The following is a 26,219-nucleotide window of genomic DNA, read 5'->3' on the forward strand; positions in this document are numbered from 1 at the left end:
TCGGGACCCGACGACCATAGGCACCCCGGGCGCCCCACGGGAACCGTCCGACGGACGTGTCGCGCCCTGCTCGTGGCCGGGTCGGCACCCCGGGTGATTGGAGGGGGCAGCCCTCAGCGGGTCGCGGTCACGAAGTCCGCCCGCCCGTTGAGCCGCTGGGTCAGGGGGTCGAACGTCCGGCCCCAGCCCGCCGCGACGTCCGTCGCGTTGACGCGCTGGATCGTCCAGCCGCGCGCCGCGAGCTGGTCCCCCGGGTCGGGGCGGTCGTCGCTGTGGAGCAGCTCGGACATGTCGACGCCGATCCCGTCGGCCACCCGCCGGAACGCCGGGTCCTGCAGCTGCCGCGCGATGTCGGTGAAGTCCTCGAGTGCGACCCGCGAGCCCGGGGCGGAGCGCTCGTCGACGGCCCCGAGCAGCGCCTCCTGCGCCTCCGCGGGCAGGTACGGGAGCAGGCCCTCGGCGAGCCAGGCGGTGGGCGCGGACGGGTCGAAGCCCGCGCCGTCGAGGGCACCGGTCCAGTCGTCGCGCAGGTCGACCGCGACGGTGCGCCGGTCGCAGCGCGGCCGGCCGCCGCCGGGCGCCTCGCCCAGCACCTCGTCCTTGAACGCCAGCACCGCGGGCTGGTCGACCTCGAAGAGCGTGGTGCCGGGCGCCCACTCCAGGCGCTGGGCCCGCGCGTCGAGCCCGGCGGCGAGGATGACCGCCTGGCGGACCCCGGCCCGGCCCGCGGCGTCGAAGAACTCGTCGAAGAAGCGCGTCCGCACGCCCATGTAGCCCGACATCATCTGCCAGAGCTCGTCCTCGGAGTCGCTGCGCGGCGTGACCGGGCGCGTGGGCAACGGCGTCGGGGGTTCGGCGGCCGCGACGAAGCGCTCGGCGTAGGGATCGGAGATCAGGCCGTCCCGACGGTGGGTGTCGACCGAGCGCCCGGCCGCCACGACGAGGGCCGTCAGGCCGACGCTCGACACGATGTCCCACTGCTCGTACCGGTTCACGAGACGGCCTCCCGAGTAGACGTTAGTTCGCCTAACAATCTATCTGGAGATCGCTTGTATGCAACGGGGCGTGACGAGGCGGACACCGAATGTCACGCTATGCGTCGGCTTGGGAGATGAGTCGCCGAGCGGTCCCCCCGCACGGGTGAATAGTTGAAAACTTGAATCAGGAGTTGGGCATTCTCCCGTCACCACTCGTGACAGCGGCTCCACGCCCACGCCTCCCGTCCCCCGACGGTGGCGCCGGACGCCGGGGCCGGACCGGGACGGCATGGACCCCCTCGTGCCGGAACGTGGAGGAGAAGAACCGATGGAGAACGAGGCCCGGTGTCCCGCACGCCTGGACCCCGCCGAGCCGACCGCCGTCCCGACCGGTGGCCGTCCCGACGCCGACCCCGCGAAGGCCGCCCCGATCGGCCGGGTACCGCAGGTGGACTGGCTGACCGCGCAGGCGGAGCTCGACGAGTGCGACGGCTACATCGTGCTCGCCGTCGACCCGCAGACCGGCGAGGTCGACGCGCACGGCCCGTACCCCGGGTTCGACGCCCTGGAGGTCGCGGAGTCGCTGCGCAGGACCCTCGACCGCGAGGAGCTCGACGACGTCGTCGTGCGCGTGGTGCGCTGGCACGAGGAGTCGACGGGCGCCGCCTGAGATCGCCGCCTGAGATTTCAGCGTCCCAACGTCTGCAGGATGCCCGCGGCGATGCCGTCGGCGTAGCGCTGCCGACCCGCGGGATCGGTGAGCACGGCGGCCTCGCCGGGGTTGCGCATGTTCGCGCACTCGACGAGCGCGGCCGGCACGCGCGCGAGGTTGAGCCCCGCGAGGTCCGGGCGCGGGTCGACCCCGCCCTCGCCGCGGTAGGTCGACGGCGTGAACCCCTGGGCCTCGAGGCCCGCCACCAGGGCCCGGGCGAGGTCGAGCGACGGCCCGCGCTGCGAGGGGGCGAGCGCGGGGTCCGCGACGGCGACGTGGAACCCGCGGTCGTCGGTGGCGGGAGCGGAGTCGGCGTGGATCGAGACCGTCAGCGCGGCCCGGGCGTCGTTCGCGGCCGCGGCGCGCCGGTCGACGCAGGGACCGACGCCGGCGTCGTCGGGGCGGGTGGAGCGCACGACCACCCCGCGCTCGGTGAGCACGCGCGTGACCCGCTGGGCGACGTCGAAGGCGAAGGCGTGCTCGGCGTAGCCGCCCGAGGTCCCTCTGCCAGACGTCGCTGTGCCGGTGGTGTTGCAGGGCTTCGTGCCGCCCCGGCCGTCGGGCACCTCGCGCGCGATCTCGTCCGCGGCCTCGGCGTTGCCGCCGTTGTGGCCGGGGTCGAGGACGACGACGGGCGCCTCCGGAGCCGCCCGGGACCGCGCGTCCGGGGCCGGGGCCGGGGCCGGGGAGGGCGCCGGTGCCGCTGTCGCGGGCGGGGGCGGGGCCGGGGTCGTGCCGCACGCGGCGAGCAGGGCCAGCAGGAGGACCAGGACCGCGCGGGAGATCACCGCCACGCGCGCTCCGACGACCCGCGCGCCACGAGCACCGGGTCGTAGTGCCCGGGCGTCGCCGACATCGCCACCTGGTCGGTGACGCCCTGGTAGGCGCCGAGCCCGGTGTCGGCGGTGAATGTCTCGGGGTCGAGGTAGCGGTGCTCCTCGGTGCGACCGGCCGTCGCGTGCGCCCAGCCGTGGTCGAAGATCCCGAGCGACAGGATCCACAGCGCGACGCGGGTCAGCGACACGTGCACGTGGTACGAGCCGCCCTCGACCGCCCGGCGCCGCAGCGCGGACACGACCCCGGCCTGCGCGAGCCACGGGACGATGTAGTCGTTGACGACGAGGATCGGGGGCAGGCGCGGTGCCTCCCCGCCGCCCTCGAGCATCATCATCCCGGTCACCGAGCCCGCGGTCTGGTCGAAACCGGGCCGGCCCGCCCAGGGTCCCTCCAGGCCGTGCAGCGACACCGTCACCGACACGAGCCCCGGCCGCTCGGCCACCGCCTGCCCCGGCGCGAGCCCGATCTCGTCGAGGAACGCCAGGCGCCGGTTGTGGAAGAGGACGTCCGCGCCGGCGAGCAGCCGGGTGAGCTCGGCGCGGTCGCGGCGCGGGTCGAGGAACGCCGAGCGCATGCCGACGTTCGCCGACGCGTAGGTGGTCTCGTGCTCGGTCTCGCCGGGACGCCAGAGGTTGAGGACGTCGGCGCCGTGCAGGGCGAACGCGCGCCCGAAGCCCGCCCCGGCGATGACGTGGCCCATCCCGAGCGCCCGCAGGCCCGAGAACGGCTGCGCGCCGGGCGGCGGGAGCGGTTCGGGGTCGCTGTCGCCGATCCTCGTGACCTCGACCAGCGGCAGGTCGGCCAGCACGTCGGTGTACTGACGCTCCGCCAGCATCTCCGGCAGCGTCCGCACCCGCGGCATGACGACGCCGGCCGCGGCGGCGGCGTCCTCGAGCTCGTCGGCCTCCCACCGCCCGATCGCCTCGGTGACCGCGGCCTTCGTCAGCGGGATGCCGAGCAGCTCCTGGGCCCGCTCGCGCAGGTTCGGGTACATGTTCTGCGGCATCACCCAGCGCCCGTCGGCGCAGCGGAAGAACGCGAACCCCATCGCGTTGCCCTGCTCGACGCTCGAGGCCACGGGGTAGCCGCCGAGCAGCTCCCAGCGCCGGTCGTAGAACGGGCAGAGCCGGTGCGGTGACGCGCGCAGGTCGACGTGCACGTCCTGGCCGGGCCCACCGCGGTCGCGGTGCAGCGCGGCCGCCGCGACCGACTTGGCCAACAGGCCGATGCTCGCGGCCGCCCCGACGCGCACCGGGCTCGGAACGACGGGATCGCGGCCGGCGAGGGTCACCGCGCCGCCCGCGTCCGCCGCCGAGAGGCCCAGCGGGGCGAGGACGTCGTCGAGCTCGGCGAGCGGGTCGAAGCCGTCGTCGCCGGTGAGCGGGTTGTCCCAGGCGTGCTGGAGACGGCTGGTCAGGTCAGACATCCGGGCGCTCCGTCAACAGTGCCTCCGGCACGGCGACGTGTCGCGCCCGCAGGAACTCGGCCACGGCCTTGCCGGCGATGTCGGGCCGCCCGTTGGACGACGCACCCTTGCCGAGGACGTCGTGGACGACGAAGTGCACCGCCCGCAGCGTCGGGAACTCGTGGCGCTCGACGACGACGTCGGCGGCGTCGGGGAACAGCGCGCGCAGGCGCTCGGTCGACAGCGTGCCGCGCAGCCAGTCCCAGGCGCGCGGGTCCGTGTCGGCACCGATCCACAGCCCGATGTTCGAGTTGCCGCCCTTGTCGCCGCAGCGACCGTGCGCGACGAGGCCGAGCGGGGCGCGGCGGGTCGGTCCGAGGTCGGGGACCGGTGGCGCGTCGTCCGAGGGCCGCTGACCCGTCACCGGCGCGCGGACCGGCGTGTCCTTCACGGGCGTGCGCGTCCCGTCGGCGGTGACGACCACGTGGTCGAGGACGTCCATCGGCACGAGCGCGGGCCAGTACTCCACGACGGGCGCGCACACCTTGAGCGGGCTGACGTAGAGCCCGGGGTAGCCGGGGAGGAAGAGCCCGGTCATCGGCGCGACGAAGTGCTGCGCATCCACCTGGCTCCTCGTCCGCGACTGCGCGGTGACGAGGATCTGCTGGGCGGCGGCCCACTGGTCGGGCGGGTCCTCGACGGGCGTCCCGATGCGGTCGACGCGCAGCAGGCTCAGGTCGAGGCCGTCGGTGATCCGCTCGACGTGCGTGCGCAGCAGGGCGACCTTCGCCTCGAGGTCGAGCCCCGTGGCGTAGAAGGCGACGCCGGACTCGAAGCCGCCGGGCGCGGTCATCGCGAGCTTGGTGGTGGGGGGCGGCGGCGAGCCGGTGACCCCGGTGATCTCGACGCGGTCCGGGGCGACCTGGGTGAGGACCACGTCGTCGAGATGCACGGTGACGTCGGGGTTGAGGTAGGTGGGGCCCTGGATCTCGTAGAGCAGCTGCGCGGTGACGGTGTCGGTGGTGACCGTGCCGCCCGCGACCTCGTGCTTGGTGATCACGGCCGTCCCGTCGGCGGCGATCTCGGCGACCGGGTAGCCGAGGTCGTCGACGCGCGGGACCGTCGTGAAGCCCGAGAAGTTGCCGCCGGTCGCCTGCGGCCCGCACTCGATGACGTGGGCCGCGGCCACCGCGCCGGCCAGCGGACCCCAGTCCTCGGGACCCCAGCGGTGCCACCACGCCGCGACCCCGACCGTGAGCGAGGCGTCGGTGACCCGCGGGCAGATCACGACGTCCGCGCCGCCGGCGAGCGCGGCCGCGATGCCCCAGCCGCCGAGGTAGGCGTTCGCGGTGGTCGGCTCCAGGCCGGAGTCGGCGAGCGGCACGCCGGTGTCCAGGTGCTCGAGCGCGCCGAGGGTGTCGAGCCGCGCGGACAGGTCGTCGCCCTCGACGTGCGCGACGACGAGCGCGAGGCCCGCCTCGGCGATCACCCGGCGCACCTCGTCCGCCAGGCCCGCGGGGTTGAGCCCGCCCGCGTCGACCACCAGGCGCGCGTCGCGCTCGGCCAGCAGGCCCACCGCGTCGGTGAACTGGGCCAGGAAGCTGCGCGCGTAGCCCAGCGCCGGATCCTGCGCGCGCTCGAGGGCGAGCTGGCGCAGGGTCGGCTCGGCGAGGTAGTCGCCGGTGACGACGTCGACGGGCCCCGCCAGGGCGTCGCGCAGGCCGGAGAACCGGTCCCAGAGCCAGCCGGCGCAGTTGGCGATGCGGACCGGACGGTCAGTCAAGCGGGCCCCCGGAAGGTGATCGGGACGGGTCGGGCGGCCCGGAGTCTCCCCTTCCACCGGCGCGCTCGCTGAGTGATGCAGGTCACTTCACGATGAGAGCAACCTGAGCGCCAGCCACCCGTACGGCTCAGTGAACGTCCGGACCGTCGCTCTACGGTGAGCACGTGCCGGGCACCGACCGGACAGCACGGGCCCGGGCGAAGCGGGCCGTCCCAGGGGGGAACCACATGAAGACGATCGCGCTCGCCCTCGGCGGCCTCACCGCCGCCTGGCTGGCCGCACCGACGGTCGTCATGACCGCTCGCGGCACCCTCGACCAGCGGGCCTGTGCCGGCTGGCGGGCCCTCACGCCGGTGCCCGCGCCGCGGTCCCTGCCGACGATCCCGGCCCCGCGCCGCGGCGACCTGGACGACCGCGTCTCGGCCTGACCTGGGGGTCCGGGTTGGCGGGCGTCCCTCAGGCCGCGACCGATGGGCCGCGGCAGCGGCTCGAACAGCGAGCCGCCGAAGACCCCGCGCCCGGTGCCGACGCTCGCGAGCAGCGCGTCCTGACAACGGCGGGCGAGCCGCGCCACGGCCGCGCCGTCGTTCACCCCGCGGGCCCGGGCGATCTCGTCGAGCACGTGCTGCGGCCAGCCCGTGAGGTCCGCCCGGCCGGCCTCGCAGGTGGCCACGACCTCGGCCCACCGCGCCGCGTCGACGTCGCCGCGTCCGCGGTCGAGGAACATCGTGCCGAGGTGCTCGCTCACCGCGAGGACGTTGTGCGGCGTCGTCGGGAAGCCGGCGCGCAGGAGGAGCGCCTCCGCGAGGTCGGGCGAGAGCCTCGGCCCGGGCGTGACGCCGGGCCGGTGGCGCAGCGCCGCCACGACGGTGAACGCGAAGACGACGAGCAGCGCGACGGTGCCGACCACGGTGTCCACGACGAGGACCTCTCTCGAGCCGCTCCAGGTGGCGGGATGCCTCGGGAGTCGTCCCTCGAGACCTGATCGTTACGAGCCGATGCGCCCGTTCCGTCGCCGCCCGTTCGGACGTGCTGTGCCCGCCCACGGGTGAGTCGGTATACACCGGGGATGCGCACCCTCGAGGTCACCAAGCTGCGGGACCTGACCGGCCCGGGGCACACCGACGAGTACGGGATCGGCGGTACCGACCTCGGCGCGGCCGCCACCGCACCCGACGGCCGGATCGTCGCCGTCTTCGGTGACACCTTCGAGAGCACGAAGGCGGGCGGCCCGGGCTGGCGCTCCCCGGTGATCCTCTTCGGTGACGCGGACTCGGTGCGCTCCGGGCTGAGGTGGACGGGCGCGGCCGGCCCGTCGCGCGACTACGCGGACCAGGTCGTCAGCTACCGGCACAACGCGCGGATCGGCGGCCGCTTCGGCGGGCTGATCGGCGGCACCAGGATCACGACGCAGCTCCCCACGGATCTGATCACCGTCGGGGACACGATGTACCTGCACGTCATGGCCTGCGAGGGCCTCGGCAACGTGCACTGGACGGAGATCCACCGCTCCCGCGACAACGGCGTGAGCTGGGAGTCGACGGGGCTGTCCTGGCCGGGCGGGCACCTCGGCGGGCACTTCCAGATGCTCACCTGGGAGCTCGGCCCCGACGGCTACGTCTACGCGCTGACGACGGGCTTCCAGCGGGACAAGGGCCTGCTGCTGCACCGCGTCCCCGCCGACCACCTGCTCGACGCCGCCGCCTGGGAGGGCTGGGGGTTCGGGGACGGCGCGTGGGCGTGGGGCAACGCGCCGACGCCCGTGCTGCCCGGGGCGTTCGGCGAGCTCTCGCTGCGCCGCGTCGGGGACATGTGGTGGCTGTGCGCGTTCGACGCCGGGAACTACCGCATCGACCTCATCCCGATGCCCGATGGGCCGACGACCGACCTCACCACCGCCGAGCGCCTCACGGTCGTCTCGGGCTGCGGGTGGGGCGAGGAGGACCACGTCTGCGGACGCGTGGCCCAGCTCTACGGCGGCTACATCCTGCCCGGGTCCACGCCCGACGAGATGCACCTCGTCGTCAGCCAGTGGCACACGAACGAGAACTGGCCGTACCGGGCGATGCACTTCCGCGCCCGGATCGCCGTCTGATCAGGACACCGCGCGTGCGAAGACCACGGTGTTGTCGCGGTACGAGCCCGCGCCGCGGTCGAAGCTGCCGCCGCAGGTGATCAGCCGCAGCTCCGGGCCTGCGGTCGGGCCGTAGACGCGGTCGGTGGGGAAGGCGTCCTTCGGGTAGACCGCGATCTCGGTGACCTCGAACGTCACCGTCGCGCCGTCGGCGCGCACCACCTCGGTGCGCTCGCCCGGCCGCAGGCGCCCGAGCTCGAAGAACACCGAGGGACCGGCCTCCGCCGAGTCCACGTGCCCGATGATCACCGACGGTCCCTGCCGGCCCGGGGTGACCGAGTAGCGGAACCAGGCGGCGTGGTCGTAGCCGGGCGTGCCCTCGGCGGGCACCTCCATCGTGCGGTCCGGGTTCAGCCCGACCTGGTCGACCGGCGAGTCCACCCGGATCGCCGGGATCCGCAACCTGGCCGGGGGCGACGACGAAGCGATCGGCCCCGCCTCGGCGGCCCGACCGGGCGGGGGTGGCGGGCCGGCGGCGGCCGCGTTCGACGGCGTCGGCGACGGGGCGGGTGGCGCGCCGGTCTGGTCCACGAGCGCGTACCCCAGCAGCGCGACGCCCAGCACCGCGAGCACCACCGCGCCGGCGACGAGCGCCCGGCGGACCGGGTCGGGGCGGGCGGGGGCGCTCTCGTGCGGGTCGCCGGTCTCGGGGTCGGCGGTCTCGGGGTCGGGGGTCTTCGCGTCGGGGGTCTTCGCGTCGGCGGTCTCGGCGTCGGCGGTCTCGGCGTCGTCCTGCCCGGTGCTCACCGTGCCCGCCTCCTGCCGCTCGACCACTGCTCGCCGGCCCGTGTCCACGGCGTCGTCACGCCAGGCGCGCCGGCCGCCGTTCTACCCCGCCCGGCGGGACCGTCGCCCGGCGCGAGGGGCACGTTGCGCATGATCGTCGGGGCTGCGCGCCTGCCGAACGTGCCCCTCGTGCGGACGAAGCGCCCCGGCAGGCGACGACCCCGCACACCGCGGGGTGTGCGGGGTCGTCGGGTCCTGCCTCGTCCCGGTTCTCGTCTCAGTTCTCGCGGCGGCGCCGGGCGGCGGTCGCACCCAGCACGCCGGCACCCGCCAGCGCGAGCGCGCCGACCCCGATGAGGCCGGCGTGCTCGACGTCCGAGGTCGAGCCGCCCCCGGTGGCGACACCACCGGACGGGGTCTGGCTGGCACCCCCACCGGAGCCGTCGGAGCCGTCGGAGCCGCCGGAGCCGCCGGAGCCGTCGGAGCCCGACCCGCCGGGCGCACCGGTGCCGCCGGCGCCGCCGGCCCGGGCTGCGTGCCCGCCTCGCCGCCGGCCCCGGGCTGACCCGGCGCACCGGCCCCGGGCTGGCCCGGGGCGCCCGGCTGACCCGCGGCGTTGCTCGGCTGGCCCTGGCCGGGCGCCGGCGGCGGCGGTCCCTGCGGCTCCGCCTGCGAGCAGCCCGTCAGGATGCCGAGTCCGATGGCGCCCGCCACCGCCGGCGCCGCGAGCCGACGTGCCCTGTTGCTCGAGATCACGCGTTCTCCCCGATCGTCGTCTGCACACCCGCCCCGAGGGACGTGGCGCGGTCCCCGGCACCGTTCCCAGGCGCCCCACCGGTGACACGCGATCAGTGGAGGGCATTGCGACGAACGGCCTCCTTCCGGGCGGCGAACGGCCGTCGTGATCGACATCGTCGCCCGCACTACCGTTCCCGCGTGCTCGGCATCGTGAGGCCCTGTCGTCACCACCTCTCCCCCGCGCTCCACCGCCGCTGGGCGGCGCACCTGTGCGGCACCTGCCTCGCCCTGCGCGACGGTCACGGCCAGCTCGCCCGGGCCGCGACCAACGTCGACGCCCTGCTCGTCTCGGTGCTCACGTCGGCGCAGACACGCGTCCCCGCACGATCGACCGCCGCGACCGACCGCGTCGCCGGCCCCTGCCCCGCCCGCGGGATGCGCACCGCCACCGTGGCCACCGGCGACGGTGCCCGGCTGGCGGCGCACGCCGCGCTGCTGCTGGCGGCCGGCCACGTCGCCGACCACGCCGACGACCGGCAGGGCGCCTTCCGGCACGCGCCGGTCGCGGCGGTGGGCCGCCGGCTGGCCGACCGCTGGAGCGACCGGGCACGCGCCACCGCACCCGCGGGCTTCGACCCGACGGCGCTGCTCGCGGTCCCGGCGCGCCAGCACGCGATCGAGCACGGCGGGACGGCGACGCTCGAGGAGGCCACGGCCCCGACCGCCGACGCCGTGTCGGCGGCCTTCGCGCACACGGCGGTCCTCGCCAGGCGACCGGACAACGCCGGCCCGCTGGCCGTCACGGGCGCCGCCTTCGGTCGCCTCGCCCACCTCCTCGATGCGCTGGACGACCTCGACGACGACCGTCGCGCCGGCCGGTGGAACCCCGTCGACGCGACCGGGGCCGGTGTCGAGGCCACCCGGGGCCTCGCCCGCGCCCAGGTCGCGACCCTCGCCGCGACCCTGCCCACCGTCGACCTGGCGGGCCCGGATCTCGACGCGCGCCTCGCCCACCACCTCCTGGTGCACGAGACCGAGCGGGCGTGGCAGCGCACGCACGTCCGAACGGAGCAGCCGCCCACCGACCAGCCGCCGCACCCTGGCGACGGGGCGCCGGGACGCCCGCCCCGGGGCGTCCTCGCGGGCTGCGCGGCGGCCGCCGGGCTCTGCTGCACCGGCCAGCTCTGCTGCGCCGACGAGTTCCAGGGTCCGTGGAGCGGCCGGCCGCGGAACAACCCCTGCGCGAACTGCTGCGACTGCACCGAGTGCAGCTGCGACTGCTGTGACTGCTGCGGCTCCGACGGCTGCTGTTGCGACGGCTGCAGCTGCAGCGACTGAGGGCACACGACCCGACGAACGGGCGAACTCGCGCGCCGAAGGGGCGACCCGCCGTTCCCCACCCGGTCCCCGCACGTTGGACCCGACCGGGTGATGCTGGCGCGGATCGCGGCGGCCCGCCGTCGCGGCGGGGCCACGAGGGCCAGGCGTGGGTGACAGAGCGGAGGCACGGAGCGCATGTCGCAGGCGACGGTGGTGGCCGGCCGCTACCAGCTCGGCCCGACCCTGGGCCGCGGTGGGATGGCCGACGTGCACTCGGGCCTCGACGTGCGCCTGGGGCGCGAGGTCGCGATCAAGGTGCTGCGCTCCGACCTCGCCCGCGATCCGTCGTTCCGGCTGCGGTTCGAGCGCGAGGCGCAGAACGTGGCCGGGCTCAACCACCCCGGGATCGTCGCGGTCTACGACACCGGCGAGGTGCCCGGCGAGCAGGTCGGGCTGCCCTACATCGTCATGGAGTACGTCAGCGGGTCGACGCTGCGCGACCTGCTGCGCGCCCACGGCCCGATGCCGCCCGAGCACGCCTGCGCCGTCATGGCGGACGTCTGCGCGGCCCTGGGCTACAGCCACGAGCACGGCGTCGTCCACCGCGACGTCAAGCCGGCGAACATCATGATCACGCCGGGCGACGTCGTGAAGGTGATGGACTTCGGCATCGCCCGGGCCCTCACCGAGACCGGGCCGGGCCTCACCGGTGACATGGTCATCGGCACCGCGCAGTACCTCTCCCCCGAGCAGGGGCTCGGGCAGGAGGTGGACGCCCGCGCCGACGTGTACGCCGCGGGCTGCGTGCTCTTCGAACTGCTGACCGGCGAGCCACCCTTCAGCGCCGACAGCCCCGTGGCGATCGTCTACCAGCACGTCCGCGAGGACCCGCCGATGCTGGCGACGCTCGCGCCGCCCGGCGTGGTGATCGACCCCTCGCTCGAGGCGGTCGTCCGTCAGGCGATGGCCAAGAACCCGGACAACCGCTACGCCACCGCCGCCGAGATGCGCGCCGACCTGCTGCGGGTGCTGGCCGGCGAGCGCCCGGACGCGCCCGCCGTCCTCGCCGAGTACGACCGCGTCACCGGCCCCGAGGACCCCACCGACCCCGGGCGCCACGGCGCGGCCGTCGAGACCACCGGCGAGATGAGCCTGACGCAGGAGGTCACGCGCGGGAGCCGACGGCGTGGCGCCGTCGAGCTCGACCACGGACCCCGCACCGGCGCCCACGCGGCGGCGCGGACCGGCGGCTCGCGGTGGCGGGTCGGGGCGGCGGTGATCGGCCTCGTGGCCCTGCTCGTGCTCGGTCTCGTCTGGATCGTGAGCCCGTCGGACAGCGAGGTGCCGCGCCTGGTGGGCCTCTCGCGCGACGAGGCCGTCCGCGCGCTCGCCGACGCCGGGCTCTCCCCGATCGTCGTGCCGACGGCGTCACCGCCCGAGCAGGTCGACCGGGTGATCGGCGCGTCCCCGGACGTCGGGGTGCGCGTCGACGAGGAGTCCGCCGTGACCCTGCGGATCGGGCGCGGGCCCGGGCTGGTCCAGGTCCCGCTGCTCGTGGGCCGCAGCCCCGAGGCCGCCCGCGTCGCCGCCGAGGCCGCGGGCCTCGTGCTCACCCCGGTGCCGCGCCAGCGCGAGACCTCCGACCCCACGGAGATCGGCCAGGTCGTCGGCCAGGACCCGGTGCCCGGCTCGCTGCGCCCCGCCGGCGGCGCGATCGAGCTCATCGTGGGCCAGCGCCGGGCCACCCTGCAGGTCCCCGACCTCGCGGGGCGCTCCCGTCAGTCGGCGGAGTCGACGCTCGAGGGCATCGGGCTCGAGGTCTCCTTCCGCGAGGTCGACGGCGCGGCGGGCACGGCGGCGGGCACGGTCGTCGGGATGCGTCCGAGCGCCGGCACGGCGGTCCCACGGGGCAGCACGGTCACCGTCGACGTCGCCCGGGGCTCCGGCTCGGCGCCGACCTCCGGGGCGCCGTCCGGGGACACGGGCAGCGGGTCGGACGGTTCGGAGACGGGCGACTCGGGCGGGGCCACGGACGGCGGCGACGGCAGCGGGGACGGCACCGGCGGGTCCGAGGGCGACGACGGGTTCTTCGACCTGTTCTGAGCGCCGGCGCGCGGCGGCAATGTACTCCGTCCGTGATCCACCGGACGGCGCATCAAGAACGGCCGTGTGGCGCTCGATGACAAGGGTGACAGTACGTCGGCCCGTCACCCAGGGACGTGATCCACGATGTTCCGCCGCTCCTCGAGCACCGCCACCGCCAGCTCCGCCGTCGCCGGGTCCCACCGTCGCCGGGCCGTCCGACGGGCCCGTCAGCGCGAGGTCGTCGACGACGCCGCCCTGCGCGCCCGCCTGGACCGGATGAACCGCCGACTCGCCGAGGTCAGCTCCGTGCAGGTCACTGCGCGTGCGCAGGGGATCGACAACGACGCCGCCCGCCGCGACCCGCTGACGCGCCCGTTCTCGGCTCCCGTCGACGGTCCGGTGCCGCCGCGCCGGGTCGACACCGCGGAGATGGCGCGCCCCGCCTGAGAGCCTCCCGGACCGACCCGGCCCGCGTTCATCACACCGAGTGATACTGCAGCGCGATTATCGCGAACCCCCTGGCAGGCACTCCGCTCGCGAACACACACTGTCACCGTCTCGGCCCACCACTGCGCCGGGAAGGTGACAGCGTCGTGTGAGGGGCCGGGACTCGGGCCGGCCCGTGAGGAGGTCGGCCGTGCACCCCGTGGAACCCGTGCCCCGGCCCGCGGCGGGACGGCGACCCGCCCGCGGCCGGCCGCTCACGGCTCCGCAGCTCGAACTCACGCACGGTGACCGTCGGCTGGTGGTCCCGCCGGGTCAACCGATCACGATCGGCCGCGACGAGGCGGCCGGGTTCCAGGTGGTGCACCCCCTCGTCTCCCGCATCCACGTCGAGCTGCGGCCGCTGCCCACCGGGTGGGAGCTGATCGACCACAGCCGCAACGGGGTGTTCGTCGCCGGGGAGCGTCTCCAGCAGCTGCGGCTCTCGCCCGGGGCGACGCCACGGCTCACGCTCGCGCTCGGGCACGGCGGGCCCGAGGTGCAGGTCGCACTCCGGGCGGTCGGCGCCGACCCCGGCGCCCCGCCGGTACCGATGGCCGCGCCCCTCGTCCCACCCTCGGCCCGTCCCGCCGGGCCCGATTCCCGTCCGGTCCCCGCCCCGCCCGGCTCCCCGCCCCGCCCCCGGCACGACCCGCTCGCCGGCCCGTCCCCCGACGACGTCGGTGCCGACGGGCCGAGCCGTCAGGGGCGCCTCTCCGCGGTGCACCGGTTGCCGTCGGCCGCTCCGTCCGGTGCTCCGTCCGGTGCTCCGTCCGCTGCTGCGTCCCCCGCCGGCCACCCCGAGCCGGCGCCCACCGCGCGCATCTCGACCACTCCCGCCCCGGCAGCCACCCCGGCAGCCCCGCCCGGGACCCCCGCCTCCCGCATCCGGATCGGCCGCGAGACCGACAACGACGTCGTCGTCAGCGACCTCCTGGTCTCGCGCCACCACGCCGAGCTCCGCGCCGACGGTGCCGGCGGCTGGGAGCTGATCGACCTCGGCAGCCCCAACGGCACCTACGTCGACGGCCGGCGCATCCACCGCGTGCCGCTGCGCCCCGGGATGCTCGTGGGCATCGGGCACGCGCTGTTCCACCTCGACGGCGCCGAGGGCGGGGTGCTCGTCGAGCGCGAGGACGCCGGCGCGATCGCGTTCCGCGCCGAGGACCTGGTGGTCCGCACCCCGAAGGGCCGGACGCTGCTCGACCGGGTCGGGTTCGCGCTCGAGGAGAAGAGCCTGCTCGCCGTCGTCGGCCCGTCGGGCGCCGGGAAGTCGACGCTGCTCCGCGCGCTCACCGGCTTCCGGCCGGCCGACGAGGGCACCGTCACCTACGCCGACCGCGACCTCTACGCCGACTACGACGAGCTGCGCCAGCGCATCGGGCTCGTGCCGCAGGACGACATCCTGCACCCGCAGCTGACGGTGCGCCGGGCGCTGGCCTACGCCGCCCGCCTGCGCTTCCCGTCGGACACCACGGAGGCCGAGCGCGACCACCGCATCGACGAGGTGATCGGCGAGCTCGGGCTCACCGGCCAGGCCGAGCAACGCATCGACTCGCTCTCCGGCGGCCAGCGCAAGCGCACCTCGGTGGCCCTCGAGCTGCTCACCCGGCCCTCGCTGCTCTTCCTCGACGAACCCACGTCCGGCCTCGACCCGGGGCTGGACAAGTCCGTCATGCGCACGCTGCGCGGCCTCGCCGACGACGGCCGCACCGTCGTCGTCGTCACCCACAACGTCGCCAACCTCGACGTCTGCGACCGCCTGCTGCTCCTCGCCCCCGGCGGGACCGTCGCCTACTTCGGCCCGCCCCAGGAGGCCCTCGCCTACTTCGGCGTGCCGGACTTCGCCGACATCTTCCTGCTCCTCGAGCGCGAGTCCGGCGCCGACTGGGGCGAGCGGTTCCGCCGCTCGGCTGTCGCCGAGCGCTACATCGGCACGCCCCCGCCGACACGGGCGCCCGGCCCGTACGGGGTCCCGACCCCGGCCCCCACGACGGCTCCCGCCGCGCCGCCGCGCCAGCAGTCGGCGCTCGCGCAGTTCGGCGTCCTCGCCCGGCGCTACCTGGCGGTGATCGGCGCCGACCGCCAGTACACGATCTTCATGGTGGCCCTGCCCCTGCTGCTGGCGGCGCTGTCGCACGCCCTGCCCGTCGACACCGGGCTGTCGCTGGCCGAGCAGCTGCGCGGCGTCCCGGGCGCGCCGCAGAGCCTGCTCATGGTGTTCATCGTCGGTGCCGCGCTGATGGGGTCGGCGGCGTCGATCCGCGAGCTGGTCAAGGAACGCGAGATCTACCGCCGCGAGCGCGCGATCGGGCTCTCGCGTGCTGCGTACCTGCTCTCCAAGGTCGTCGTGCTTGGGGTGATCACCGGCCTGCAGGGCCTGGTGCTCGGGGTGCTCGGCACGCTGGGCCGGCCGGGTCCCGACGAGGCCGTCGTCCTCGGCGACCCGCGCGTGGAGATCCTCGTCGCGATCGCCGCCACCACGATCGCCAGCATGGCCGTCGGGCTCGCCGTGTCGGCGTGGATCGACAACGCCGACCGCGGCATGCCGCTGCTGGTGCTGCTCGCGATGCTGCAGTTCATCCTGTCCAGCGCCCTGCTGCAGATCCAGGACAGCCCGGTGCTCGCCCAGCTGTCGTGGCTCGTGCCCGCCCGCTGGGGGTTCGCGCTCGGCGCCTCCACCATCGGCGTGCGCAGCGGGCCGGGCGTCCCGCCGCCCTACACCGCGGCCGAGCCCCTGTGGGACCACGACGCCGCCACCTGGCTGTTCGACCTCGGCGCGCTCGCGGGGGTCACCGTGCTGTTCGTCGTCGTCACCGCGCTGCTGCTGCGCCGCCTCGACCCGCGCGCCCGGAGGGTCGGATGAGCATCACCCTGCCGCCGCGGCGGCCCGCCACCGACGTCGAGTACTTCGGCCCCTATCGGCTCGAGGAGCGCCTCGGCGGCGGGGGCACGGGCGAGGTGTTCCGCGCCCACGACACGGTCCGCGAGCGCACCGTCGCCCTCAAGCGCCTGCGCCCCGACCTCTCCGACGACGAGGCCTACGCCGAGCACGTCCGCCGGACCACGCGCGTGGCCGCCCGGCTCGCGTCGCCGCACGTGATCCCGATCCACGACGTCGGCACGATCGACGGCGCGCTGTTCGTCGACATGGCGCTCGTGGCGGGGGTCGACCTCGGGCGGGAGCTCGCCGAGCACGGCCCGCTCGGGACGGCGCGCGCCGCCGCCGTCGTGCGCCGGGTGGCGGACGCGCTGGACGACGCGCACGCCGACGGCCTCTCCCACGGCGCCGTCACGGCGTCGAACGTGCTGCTCTCGCACCACTGCGGGCGCGACGTCGTCCACCTCACCGACTTCGGTGTCGCCGGCCCGGGCGGCACCCGCGCCGACGACGTCCACGCGCTCGGCTGCCTGCTCGTCGAGGCCCTCACCGGTCGCCCGGCCTTCCCCGACGACGACCCGTGGACCACGGCGGGCCGCCGGTACGACGAGCCACCGCGGGTCACCGACCGGCGTCGGGGGCTGCCGGCCGCCGTGGATGCGGTGGTCGCCCGCGCCCTCGCCCCGTCGCCCGCGGATCGGTACGCCTCGGCCGGTGAGCTCGCCGACGCCGCGCACACCGCGCTGACCGGCTTCCGGACCGCGGGTGCCCGCCTGGATCCCGGTCGCGGGAGCACGGGCCCCGCCACCGCACCCCGACCGGTGGGCAGACGGGCGGCACACCGGCCGTGCGCTACGTCCCGGCACCGGCGGGAGCCGCGGCGTGGCCCCTCACCACGGTGCCCGCCCCGCGCGGGGCCACCCCACCGGCGCAGGCTCCCGAGCACGCCGGGCCGCCGACGGGCCCGGCCGCCCCCGCGCCGTTCCCCGAGGCACCCCAACCGTCACGCCGGCCGTGGTGGATCGCGCTCGGCGCCGTGCTGCTGGTGCTCGTCGCGCTGCTCGCGTCGTGGACCCTGCTCGCCGGCCGCGACACGGCACCGGCCCCACGCCGCCCGTCGAGGCGCCCGTGACGAGCCGGCTCGCCGCGGCGTTCCCGGACATCGCTGCTGCCGACGCCTCTGCCCCCGCCGACACCTGCGCCTCCTACCCCGCCGGCGACGGCGAGTACGTGACGTCCACCGGCGCGCGGGCCCTGGCCGTGATCCGCTGTGACTACGGCGCGGCCGTGCCGGGCGGGTACGTCTACTACACGGAGTGGCCGACCGCGGCCGACGCCCGGCGGTGGCAGGCCGACCAGGCGAGCCGGGGGCCGGCGCTCGACGGCGTCACGCAGTGGCACGACGGCGCCGGTGCGCCGCAGGGCCCGCTCCACACCCACGCCTCGCCCGACGGCGCCGTCTACGCCACCGCCGCGTACGCCGAACGGCCGTACAGCTTCGACGTCGTCACCCGATCGCTGGAAGGAGTGCACCGCATGCTTCCGGCGATGCGCCTCCTGCCCGCGGCGCAGGTCCCGGCCTGACCCACCCCTCGTCCGAGGGCCAGCGCGTTCGCCGGACGGGTGCGGTTCTCACGTCGAGTAAGGAAACTCTGCGAAAAGTGTGAGCCTGCTGGCCTGTCCGAGGGCCATCGCGCATACTCTCGGTGACTTTCATCGGGGGGGTGGTCCCCCTGGATTCCCCGACGCAGGAGAGCGCCCCATGAGCACCGAGGCCCCGGGCCACTCGCCCTCGCCGTCCGCCGGCGACCCGGTGGAGATGTTCGGGCCCTACCGTCTCGAGGAGCGCATCGGGCGCGGCGGGATGGGCGAGGTGTACCGCGCGTTCGACACCTCCCGCCAGCGCACCGTCGCCGTCAAGCGCCTGCACGGCGGGCTCGCCGACGACGGCGACTACCAGGAGCGCTTCCGTCGCGAGTCGCGCACCGCCGCGCGCCTCTCGTCGCCGCACGTCATCCCGATCCACGACTTCGGCACCATCGACGGCCGTCTCTACATCGACATGCGGCTCGTCTCCGGCCTCGACCTGGCCGACGAGATCGAGCGCCACGGCCGGCTCGAGCCCCGGCGCGCGGCGGAGATCGTCCGCCAGACCGCCGACGCCCTCGACGCCGCGCACGACGACGGCCTCATCCACCGCGACGTCAAGCCGTCCAACGTGCTGATCACCCAGCACCGCGGCCGCGACTTCGTCTACCTCGTCGACTTCGGCATCGTCCGCGCGATGGGCGGCGACACCAAGAGCTCGCTCACCGGCACCGGCTCGGCGATCGGCACGCTCGCCTACATGGCCCCGGAGCTGTTCCTCGGCCGCGAGATGGACCGCCGCGTCGACGTCTACGCGCTCGGCTGCCTGCTGTTCGAGGCCGTCGCGGGGCGCCCGCCGTTCCTCTCCGAGGGCCCCGGGCTCATGTACGACCACCTCAACGAGACCCCGCCGCGGCTCTCCGAGGTCGCGCCCGGGTCGCCGCCCGCGCTCGACGCGGTGCTGGCGACGGCGATGGCCAAGGACCCGGCCCAGCGCTACGCGACCGCCGGCGACTTCGCCGACGCCGCCCTGCAGGCCGTCGGCGGCCAGGCGCCCACGGGCGAGACCGGAGCGCCGGACGACAGCACCGCCCGCCACGGTGCCGGCGGCGCGTTCGCCGCCGGTGCGGCCGGTGCCGGCCTGGGTGCCGGCCTGGGTGCTGCCGCAGCGTCCGGCCAGGGGTCGTCGGGCCCGCAGGGCGTCACCCCCACGTACGTGCCCGGGCCCCGGCCGAGCTCCGGCCCGCAGGCCCAGCCGTGGACGCCGGGCGGCCCGACGCAGGGACCGTCGCCGTTCGGCACGCCGCAGGGCTCGGGACCGCAGCCCGGCGTCGGGTCCGGCCCGCAGCCCGGCTACGGCACGCAGGGCTACACCGGCGGCCAGCCCGGGTTCCCCGGTGGCACGCAGGGCTACGGCCAGCCGGGTTACGGGCAGCCGGGCTACGGCACCGGCCCGTACCCGCCGCCCCCGGGCGGCCCTCAGACCGGGTGGTACGGCCAGCCCCCGCAGCCGCCCAAGAGCGGCAAGGGCAAGATCATCGCGATCGTCGCCGGCATCGCCGCGGTCCTGCTGCTCGTCGCGGTGGGTGCGGTCGTGCTGCTGAACCAGGACTCGGCGCCCCCGGTCGCCGCGCCGAACCCGGGGACGACCGCGGGCCCGTCGTCGCAGGCCGGACCCACCTCCCCGACGACGCCCACGCCGCCGGCCGGGCAGCCCGCGCTCTCGCAGGTCTTCCCGGACGTGACGAGCTCCAACTGCCAGCTCATGGACCCCGCCACGGCTCCCCTGCGGGCCCAGAGCGGCGCGACGTCCATCGAGTCCTACTCGTGCGACTACTCGAGCGTCGTCCCGGGCGCCACCGTGTACTTCGCACGGTGGTCGGACGCGGCGGGGGCCCGGGCCTGGTACGACGACACCGCCGCGCTCGGCCCGCGCATCGAGAACTTCGACGTCTGGCAGGCCGGCGGCGTCCAGCAGGGCCCGCTCTACACGGCGCAGTCCAGCACCGGCGTGATCTCGACCGGCATCTACGAGGGCCTGAACTACAGCTGGGAGATCCGCACCAGCAACCTCGAGCAGTCCAACCAGGTGTTCCAGGCGCTGCGCTTCCGCGCCAAGTCGACCTTCGGCGGCTGACGCCCCCGACACCACGGGCCCGGCCAAGAACTGGATCGGCGAGGACTGGACGGACGAGTGACCGACGGCGAGACGCTCTCGGGTGGGCACTACCGGCTCGGGGCGTCGCTGACGGGCGACGGTGCGGGCCGGGTGACGGTCCGGGCGGCCCGTGACGAGTGGCGCGACCGCGACGTGCTGGCGGTGGCGCTCGCCCCGGACGGTGGAGACACGCCACCCTCTCCCGACGCACTGAGCCGCGTCGCCCGCGACATCCGCCGTGCCGCGGCGGCGTCACACCCCGGACTCGCGCCGGCGGACGACGTCGCGGCGGGCGCGGACCGCGGGCTGTGGCTGGTGCACGACCTGCCCGTCGGCGTGTGCGGTCTCGCCGACGACGGCCCCGTCGCGCCGGCGGTGGCGTTGCGGCGGGCCGTCGTGCTGGCCGGGGCGCTGGGGGCGGCGCACGCGGCGCGGGTCGTGCACGGCCGGGTCGGTGCCGACGTCGTCCTGGTCGGCGGGGACGACGCCGTGTGGCTGGTGGGCGCGCCATCCGGGGTGCGCCCGCCGGACCGGCCGGCCGCTGAGGACGATGACACCCGCGCCCTCGCCGCGACGCTCCTGGACGCCGGCACGGACGGCAGCGAGCCGGAGCTCGCCGCGCGCCTGGCCGCGGTCCTCGAGCGCGTGGCGCACGCGATCCCCGAGGTGCCCGGGGCCCTCGGCGCGACCCTGCGCCGCGAGCTCGCCGAGCTCGCCGAGGTCGCCGAGCTCGGCGGGACTGAGCTCGGCGGGACGGAGGCCCTCCGGTCCGGCTCACCGAGGTGATCCCGACGGCGACGGCCACCGGCGCCTGGTCGCCGACGCGCCCGGTGGCCGTCGAGCCCGGGACGGGCCGGGAGCCGGCGCACGAGCGCACCACGACCCCGGTCCTGGTGTCGCCGCACGGGCGGGTGCCGGTCGTTTCCCGCCCGGCGCCGGGGATCCCCGGTAGGCGGCCCGTCGCGGTGGCCCCACCCCGTCCCTCTCCCACAGTGCCGGCTCGTCCCCCCGCGCCCGGGATACCGCCGCGGCGACCGGGCCCGGAAGACACGGGCCCGACGCGGCCCCCGACCCGCACGGGCCTCGTCGTCCTGACCGTCGCGGTCGTGGTCCTCCTGCTCGCCGGGGCTGTCGCCGCGGTGCTCGTGCTGGGGTCCGACGCGGCACCGGCCGGTCCGAGCGACCGCGTCGTCCCCGCGGCGATCGGCGACCCGCGCACCGTCGACCCCTGCGGTCTCGTCGACCCCGCGGCCCTCGCGGCGCGGACCGGCGGCGAGGCCCGGGTCGTCCCCGACCTCGGCAGCCCCGCCTCCTGCGTCGTCGACGTCGCCGCGCCCGGCGGGGACGTCGCGGTGATCGCGACCCTCGAGCCCGTCGCCACCACCGTGAGCGCCGCACGGGAGGAGCGGGTCGGGGCGCTGCTGGTCCGCCGGATGGCGCCGCAGGCCGGCTCCTGCACCCGCACCGTCGTCACCACCGAGGGCGTCCAGGTCTCGCTCGACGCGATCGTTCCCGCCGGCTCGGGCGCCGATCCCTGCGCCGCGGCCGACACCGCGACCGACGCGACGCTGCGGACGCTCCAGCAGGGCACGACGTTGCCGCGCCGCGCGACCGAGGACCCGCCGACGGCCCTGACCTCCGTGGACACCTGCAGCCTGCTGACCCGATCCGACCTCGGCGCGGTGCCGGGCCTCGACCCGGCCGCGGTCACCGCCGGTGTGGGCGGCTGGTCGTGCCGGTGGGGCACCGGCACGGGCGGCGTCGTCGACGTGGGTGTCGAACGTCGCCGGACCTTCGCGCCGACCACGGACGTCGCCGGCCGACAGGCCGCGGTCACCCCGCAGCGCTCCTCGTGCGACGTCGCCCTCGCCCAGCGCGCCGACACCGCCACGGACGGGACCCCGCGCGTCGAGCTCCTCGAGGTGACGGTGTTCGGCGCACGACCCGCCGACGCCCTCTGCGCCGACGCGACCCGCCTCGCCGTCGCCACCGTGCCCCGTCTGCCCGCGCCGTGAGCGGTCCCGTGACCGGTGCTGTGATCCGTCCCGGGAGGGCCGGGCGAGGGGATGCGCGTCCGCGTGGGATGTCCGACACTGCCCCGGCCGGCGGTAACGCCCGCCCGCGATCATCCCGATACTGCAGCGTCACGATCCGGGGCGTGGCCATCCGGGGCACCACGACCCCGAGGCCGATCGAGGAGGCCGACATGACCAGCGACCCGACCCTCGCGCGGAGCGCGGCGTCATGGCAGTGACCGCTCCCGCCGTCGGCGCCGGGCGCGGCCCCTGGATTGCCAGCGCCGCCCTCGCGGTGGCGATCGTCGTGGCCGCCGGGCTGGCGGTCCTGACCCTGGTGTCCGCGCCGCCGTCCACCGCGTCGCAGCCCGAGGCCGTGGCCCCCGCTCCGGCGGCGCCCGCCGCTCCGGCGTCGCCGGCCGCCGTCCCGCCGCCCGCCGGTGCCCCGGCCACCGCCGACACCGCCGGGCGCGCGCTGCCCGCCGCCGTCGCGACGGGCACCCGGGAGCTCTACACCGCGCTCGGCGCCGGCGACCTCCCGGCCGTCCAGGCCCGCTACCGCCCGTCGGCCGCGTTCGACGCCGCCCCGTGGGCGCGGGTGGCGCCGCTGCTGGCCGAGCCGGCCAACCGTGAGGCCCTCCTCGCCGCCCTGCGGGAGCCCCCGCAGCGCCGCTCCGGCATCTATCGGTTCGCGGCCGGCGGCGCCGTCGTGGGCGTGGACGCCCAGGGTCGGATGGGCTTCCTGCTGCTGCCCTGATCGCCGGCCCGACGACGTCGCCCCAGCCCGACGAACTGCCATCTGAACGGAGAAGGTCGCGTCCATGGCGTACGACCCCGTGCGCGCGGGTGCCCGACCCGGCATGTCCGGGCCGGCGCCGCTCGAGGTCCGCGCGGCCGGTCACCGGCGCACCCTGCGTCCCGGCGAGACGCTGGTCGTCGGCCGCGACGAGGCGTCGGACCTGCAGCTCGTCGGCCCCCGGGTCTCGCGCGAGCACCTGCTGATCCGGTCCACGCCGGACGGCTGGCAGCTCGTCGACCGCAGCCGCAACGGGTCGTTCGCCGGCGGCCGCCCGTTCCGGGAGCTGACGGTCGGCGCGCCCGTCACCGTACGGCTCGGGGACGCCCAGGCGGGCCCCGAGCTCTCGGTCGCGACGCTCACCCCGCCACCCGTGTCATCACCGCCCGTGCCCTCGCCACCGGTGCCCTCGCCACCCGGGCCGACGACGCCGCGGGCATCCGACGCCACCGTCTCCGTCCCCGCCGCCGCGCGCTCCTCCGCCCAGGGCCGGCTCTCCGCGGTGCACCAGCTGTCCACCGCCGGCGTCGCGCGCGGCGGCGGTCAGGCCCCGGCCCCGGTGCCCCGGGTCCGGATCGGGCGCTCGGAGGACAACGACGTCGTCGTCAGCGACCTGCTGGTGTCACGTCACCACGCCGAGCTGGTGCGTCGCGCCGACGGCGGGTGGGACATCGTCGACTTCGGCAGCCCGAACGGCACGTTCGTCGACGGCGCCCGGGTGCGGCGCGCGCCCGTCGGTCCGACATCGGTCGTGGGCATCGGGCACGCGCTGTTCCACCTCGAGGGCGGCCGGGACGGGGCCGTCAGCCTCGTGGAGCACGTCGACACCGGGGACATCGGGTTCCGCGCCGACGGCCTCGTCGTCCGCGAGGGCGACAAGACGCTGCTCTCCGGCGTCGGGTTCTCGCTGGCCCAGCGCAGCCTGCTCGCGGTGGTCGGCCCGTCGGGTGCCGGGAAGTCGACGCTGCTGCGCGCGCTGACCGGGTTCCGGCCCGCCGACGAGGGTGTCGTCGAGTACGCGGGGCGCGATCTCTACGCCGAGTACGACGAGCTGCGTCAGCGCATCGGGCTCGTGCCGCAGGACGACATCCTGCACCCGCAGCTCACGGTGCGGACCGCGCTCGCCTACGCCGCGCGGCTGCGCTTCCCCACCGACGTGTCGGCCGCCGACCGGGAGCGCCGGATCGACGAGGTGATCGGCGAGCTCGGGCTGACCGGCCAGTCCGAGCAGCGCATCGACTCGCTGTCCGGGGGTCAGCGCAAGCGCACCTCGGTGGCCCTCGAGCTCCTCACCCGGCCCTCGCTGCTCTTCCTCGACGAACCCACCAGCGGCCTCGACCCCGGCCTCGACAAGTCCGTCATGCACACCCTGCGCGGCCTCGCCGACGACGGCCGCACCGTCGTCGTGGTCACCCACAACGTCGCCAACCTCCAAGTCTGCGACCACCTCCTGCTCCTCGCCCCCGGCGGGACCGTCGCGTACTTCGGCCCGCCGCAGGAAGCGCTGCAGTACTTCGGGGTCACCGACTTCGCCGACCTGTTCCTGATGCTCGACCGCGAGAAGGGCGTCGACTGGGCCGACCGCTTCCGGCGCTCGCCGCAATGGGCCCGCTACGTCGGGGCGCCCGACGCCCACCGGCGCGCCGCCCTCGGCCCGACGGCGCCCGCGCAGGCGCCCCGACAGCAGCCGGTGGTCACGCAGTTCGCCGTGCTCTGCCGGCGCTACCTCGCCGTCGTCCTGGCCGACCGCCAGTACACGATCTTCATGGTGGCGCTGCCGCTGCTGCTCTCGGTGCTCACGCACGCCCTGCCGGGCGACACCGGCCTGTCCCAGGCCGCCCAGGCACGCGGCACGCCCGGGTCGCCGAACAGCCTCCTGCTCGTGTTCGTCGTCGGGGCGGCGCTGATGGGGTCGGCGGCAGCGATCCGCGAGGTCGTCAAGGAACGCGAGATCTACCGTCGGGAACGCGCGATCGGCCTGTCCCGCGGGGCGTACCTCGCGTCGAAGCTGACCGTGCTGATCGCCATCACCGGCGTGCAGGCCGTCCTGCTCGGCGTCCTGGGGATGCTCGGGCGTCCGGCGCCGGACGAGGCGGTGCTGCTCGGCTCCGGCACCCTCGAGATCGTCGTCGCCCTCGTCGGCGTGGCCGTCGCGAGCATGGCCCTGGGTCTCGCCGTGTCCGCGGCGATCACCAACGCCGACCGCGGCATGCCGCTGCTCGTGCTGCTGGCGATGCTGCAGTTCATCCTGTCCAGCGCGCTGCTGCAGATCGGCGGCAGCCCCGTGCTCGCCCAGCTGTCGTGGCTCGTGCCCGCCCGGTGGGGCTTCGCGCTCGGTGCCTCGACCATCGGCATCCCCAGCGGCCCCGGCCTTCCCACGCCGTACCGCGAGAACGATCCGCTCTGGGCCCACGACGCCCTGACCTGGGTGCTCGACCTCGGTGCGCTCGTCGGGCTCACGGTGCTGTTCGCGATCGCCACCGCCGTGCTCCTGCGTCGCGTCGAGCCGATCCGCGGGGGCCGCCGGCGCTGAGGGGCGCCTGCCAGCGTTCCCTCAGGAACATCGCTCACCGCTCCCGCCGTCAGAGGGTCGACAGCGATCGCGACCTCGGCGAGGAGAGCACCATGAGCGAGCCCGGTACGGCCGACAGCACCGACACCGCCGACGACGGCACCAGCTGGGGCCCGGACGGCGGACTGATCTCCTTCCCGGCCGGCACGCCGACCATGACCTCGTTCGACAGCGACCACGACGGCTACTACGAGACGTCGGCCACCGACGCCGACGGTGACGGCTACGCCGAGACGGCCTCGGCCGACGAGGACCGCGACGGCTACGACGAGTTCGCGCTCTCCGACCACGACCGCGACGGCGCCGTCGACGAGGTCGTCCTCGACACCGATGCCGACGGCTGGGGCGACGCCGCCATCACCGACGGCGCGCCCTACGGCGCGGCCGGGACGGTCGCCGTGGCCGACACGGACAACGACGGCTACGCGGACCTCGTCGTCCCGGGCCTCTGAGTCAGAGCTGCGCACGTCTCGGGGGACGACCGTGGACCACGTCAGGTATCGGGGTCACGCACCCGGCCGGAGCGGGGGGCGCCCGGGTGCCCCCGCCGCCGAGCCGCCGTTCGGGTCGCCGCCCTACGGCGTCCCGCCCTCGGGTGCCCCGGCGTCGTTCGACCGCTCGCCGCACCCTTACCGACCGGCTCCCTTCGTGCCCCCGCAGCGCGCGGCGCGGTCCAGGAACGCGTATCCCGGCACCGTGCCGTACTCGGCCACCAGCCCTCCCGGCGCGCCTTCGCGACAGGGAGGCGACCTGCCCTTGGTCGTGATCGTGGGGCTCGCGGCCCTCGTGCTGGCGGGGGTGGCGACGCTGGTCGTTCTGATCTCCCGTGCGGCGCCCGGTGCGGCCCTGGGGATCTCGGGGCCGGCGGCGGGCGAGCGCCAGGTCATCACCACGCAGGTCGGCAGCGACCGCGCGTGCACGTTCGACATCGACACCCAGGCGCAGGGCGACGCGGTGTTCGCCGCGATCCGGTTCCGGTCGGGCACCTAGATCACCCACTGACGCGGCCC

The 26,219-nt window shown here is 76.0% G+C and carries 21 protein-coding genes; 15 read left to right on the forward strand and 6 right to left on the reverse strand.

What is annotated here, in order from left to right:
* Positions 1–113: 113 nt before the first annotated feature.
* Positions 114–995: an SAM-dependent methyltransferase gene (locus ACQPYN_RS26455; RefSeq protein WP_433029420.1), complete on the reverse strand. Its 882-nt coding sequence runs from the start codon at positions 993–995 to the stop codon at positions 114–116.
* Between the two features lie 310 nt (positions 996–1,305).
* On the opposite strand from ACQPYN_RS26455, the gene ACQPYN_RS26460 reads away from it, so the two are divergent.
* The gene (locus tag ACQPYN_RS26460) at positions 1,306–1,647 is read left to right on the forward strand and encodes a hypothetical protein (protein ID WP_433029422.1); all 342 of its coding nucleotides are present in this window, start codon (positions 1,306–1,308) and stop codon (positions 1,645–1,647) included.
* A gap of 17 nt (positions 1,648–1,664) precedes the next feature.
* Here the strand turns inward: ACQPYN_RS26460 and ACQPYN_RS26465 are convergent, their stop codons facing one another.
* From ACQPYN_RS26465 to ACQPYN_RS26480, 4 genes are all read right to left on the reverse strand, one after another.
* A complete protein-coding gene (locus tag ACQPYN_RS26465) occupies positions 1,665–2,483 on the reverse strand; it encodes an N-acetylmuramoyl-L-alanine amidase (RefSeq protein ID WP_433029424.1) in 819 nt (272 codons plus the stop codon).
* Complete coding sequence (locus ACQPYN_RS26470; protein WP_433029426.1) at positions 2,474–3,952, reverse strand: CoA transferase; 1,479 nt, start codon at positions 3,950–3,952, stop codon at positions 2,474–2,476. Before ACQPYN_RS26470 ends, ACQPYN_RS26465 begins: the two co-directional genes overlap by 10 nt.
* Entirely contained in the window at positions 3,945–5,714 is a 1,770-nt protein-coding gene (locus tag ACQPYN_RS26475; protein ID WP_433029428.1) for an acyclic terpene utilization AtuA family protein, read from the reverse strand. Before ACQPYN_RS26475 ends, ACQPYN_RS26470 begins: the two co-directional genes overlap by 8 nt.
* 151 nt (positions 5,715–5,865) lie before the next feature.
* The gene (locus ACQPYN_RS26480) at positions 5,866–6,633 is read right to left on the reverse strand and encodes a hypothetical protein (protein WP_433029430.1); all 768 of its coding nucleotides are present in this window, start codon (positions 6,631–6,633) and stop codon (positions 5,866–5,868) included.
* A gap of 150 nt (positions 6,634–6,783) precedes the next feature.
* On the opposite strand from ACQPYN_RS26480, the gene ACQPYN_RS26485 reads away from it, so the two are divergent.
* Complete coding sequence (locus tag ACQPYN_RS26485) at positions 6,784–7,809, forward strand: DUF4185 domain-containing protein (protein ID WP_433029432.1); 1,026 nt, start codon at positions 6,784–6,786, stop codon at positions 7,807–7,809.
* Here ACQPYN_RS26485 and ACQPYN_RS26490 read toward each other — a convergent pair whose 3' ends face one another.
* A complete protein-coding gene (locus ACQPYN_RS26490; RefSeq protein WP_433029434.1) occupies positions 7,810–8,595 on the reverse strand; it encodes a class F sortase in 786 nt (261 codons plus the stop codon). It abuts the gene before it with no gap.
* Positions 8,596–9,510: 915 nt separating this feature from the next.
* On the opposite strand from ACQPYN_RS26490, the gene ACQPYN_RS26495 reads away from it, so the two are divergent.
* The 13 genes from ACQPYN_RS26495 (at position 9,511) to ACQPYN_RS26555 (ending at position 26,199) form a co-directional block, all read left to right on the forward strand.
* On the forward strand, positions 9,511–10,650 hold the full coding sequence (locus ACQPYN_RS26495) for a DUF5685 family protein (RefSeq protein ID WP_433029436.1): 1,140 nt from the start codon (positions 9,511–9,513) through the stop codon (positions 10,648–10,650).
* Positions 10,651–10,827: 177 nt separating this feature from the next.
* A complete protein-coding gene (gene pknB, locus ACQPYN_RS26500; RefSeq protein ID WP_433029438.1) occupies positions 10,828–12,735 on the forward strand; it encodes a Stk1 family PASTA domain-containing Ser/Thr kinase in 1,908 nt (635 codons plus the stop codon).
* 126 nt (positions 12,736–12,861) lie between these two features.
* Positions 12,862–13,164, forward strand: a complete 303-nt coding sequence (locus tag ACQPYN_RS26505) for a hypothetical protein (protein WP_433029440.1) — start codon at positions 12,862–12,864, stop codon at positions 13,162–13,164.
* Between the two features lie 298 nt (positions 13,165–13,462).
* Positions 13,463–16,066, forward strand: coding sequence for an FHA domain-containing protein (locus tag ACQPYN_RS26510; RefSeq protein WP_433029442.1), 2,604 nt, complete (start codon positions 13,463–13,465; stop codon positions 16,064–16,066).
* Positions 16,063–17,355, forward strand: a complete 1,293-nt coding sequence (locus ACQPYN_RS26515; RefSeq protein ID WP_433029444.1) for a serine/threonine-protein kinase — start codon at positions 16,063–16,065, stop codon at positions 17,353–17,355. The genes ACQPYN_RS26510 and ACQPYN_RS26515 overlap by 4 nt, the downstream gene beginning before the upstream one ends.
* Positions 17,312–17,665, forward strand: a complete 354-nt coding sequence (locus tag ACQPYN_RS26520; protein WP_433029446.1) for a hypothetical protein — start codon at positions 17,312–17,314, stop codon at positions 17,663–17,665. Before ACQPYN_RS26515 ends, ACQPYN_RS26520 begins: the two co-directional genes overlap by 44 nt.
* A 178-nt stretch (positions 17,666–17,843) precedes the next feature.
* Positions 17,844–19,805, forward strand: a complete 1,962-nt coding sequence (locus tag ACQPYN_RS26525; RefSeq protein ID WP_433029448.1) for a protein kinase domain-containing protein — start codon at positions 17,844–17,846, stop codon at positions 19,803–19,805.
* Positions 19,806–19,862: 57 nt separating this feature from the next.
* A complete protein-coding gene (locus tag ACQPYN_RS26530) occupies positions 19,863–20,612 on the forward strand; it encodes a hypothetical protein (RefSeq protein WP_433029450.1) in 750 nt (249 codons plus the stop codon).
* A 320-nt stretch (positions 20,613–20,932) separates the two neighbouring features.
* Positions 20,933–21,841 (forward strand): hypothetical protein, encoded by a 909-nt coding sequence (locus ACQPYN_RS26535; protein ID WP_433029452.1) that lies wholly within the window; start codon positions 20,933–20,935, stop codon positions 21,839–21,841.
* A 229-nt stretch (positions 21,842–22,070) separates the two neighbouring features.
* Positions 22,071–22,598 (forward strand): hypothetical protein, encoded by a 528-nt coding sequence (locus ACQPYN_RS26540; protein ID WP_433029454.1) that lies wholly within the window; start codon positions 22,071–22,073, stop codon positions 22,596–22,598.
* 64 nt (positions 22,599–22,662) lie between these two features.
* Positions 22,663–25,170 (forward strand): ATP-binding cassette domain-containing protein, encoded by a 2,508-nt coding sequence (locus ACQPYN_RS26545; RefSeq protein WP_433029456.1) that lies wholly within the window; start codon positions 22,663–22,665, stop codon positions 25,168–25,170.
* A 92-nt stretch (positions 25,171–25,262) separates the two neighbouring features.
* Positions 25,263–25,661 carry a hypothetical protein gene (locus ACQPYN_RS26550; RefSeq protein ID WP_433029458.1) on the forward strand — a complete coding sequence of 133 codons (399 nt, stop codon included), beginning with the start codon at positions 25,263–25,265 and terminating at the stop codon, positions 25,659–25,661.
* 304 nt (positions 25,662–25,965) lie between these two features.
* Complete coding sequence (locus tag ACQPYN_RS26555) at positions 25,966–26,199, forward strand: hypothetical protein (RefSeq protein ID WP_433029460.1); 234 nt, start codon at positions 25,966–25,968, stop codon at positions 26,197–26,199.
* Positions 26,200–26,219 lie beyond the last annotated feature (20 nt).

This window comes from Actinomycetospora sp. CA-053990, assembly GCF_050948445.1.
Classification (GTDB): domain Bacteria; phylum Actinomycetota; class Actinomycetes; order Mycobacteriales; family Pseudonocardiaceae; genus Actinomycetospora; species Actinomycetospora callitridis.

Excerpts from the sequence above, each read along its gene's own strand:
- ACQPYN_RS26460 (WP_433029422.1), top strand. The coding sequence starts at position 1,306 with ATGGAGAACGAGGCCCGGTGTCCCGCACGCCTGGACCCCGCCGAGCCG.
- ACQPYN_RS26470 (WP_433029426.1), bottom strand. The coding sequence starts at position 3,952 with ATGTCTGACCTGACCAGCCGTCTCCAGCACGCCTGGGACAACCCGCTC.
- ACQPYN_RS26485 (WP_433029432.1), top strand. The coding sequence starts at position 6,784 with ATGCGCACCCTCGAGGTCACCAAGCTGCGGGACCTGACCGGCCCGGGG.
- pknB (WP_433029438.1), top strand. The coding sequence starts at position 10,828 with ATGTCGCAGGCGACGGTGGTGGCCGGCCGCTACCAGCTCGGCCCGACC.
- ACQPYN_RS26505 (WP_433029440.1), top strand. The coding sequence starts at position 12,862 with ATGTTCCGCCGCTCCTCGAGCACCGCCACCGCCAGCTCCGCCGTCGCC.
- ACQPYN_RS26515 (WP_433029444.1), top strand. The coding sequence starts at position 16,063 with ATGAGCATCACCCTGCCGCCGCGGCGGCCCGCCACCGACGTCGAGTAC.
- ACQPYN_RS26525 (WP_433029448.1), top strand. The coding sequence starts at position 17,844 with ATGAGCACCGAGGCCCCGGGCCACTCGCCCTCGCCGTCCGCCGGCGAC.
- ACQPYN_RS26540 (WP_433029454.1), top strand. The coding sequence starts at position 22,071 with ATGGCAGTGACCGCTCCCGCCGTCGGCGCCGGGCGCGGCCCCTGGATT.
- ACQPYN_RS26545 (WP_433029456.1), top strand. The coding sequence starts at position 22,663 with ATGGCGTACGACCCCGTGCGCGCGGGTGCCCGACCCGGCATGTCCGGG.
- ACQPYN_RS26550 (WP_433029458.1), top strand. The coding sequence starts at position 25,263 with ATGAGCGAGCCCGGTACGGCCGACAGCACCGACACCGCCGACGACGGC.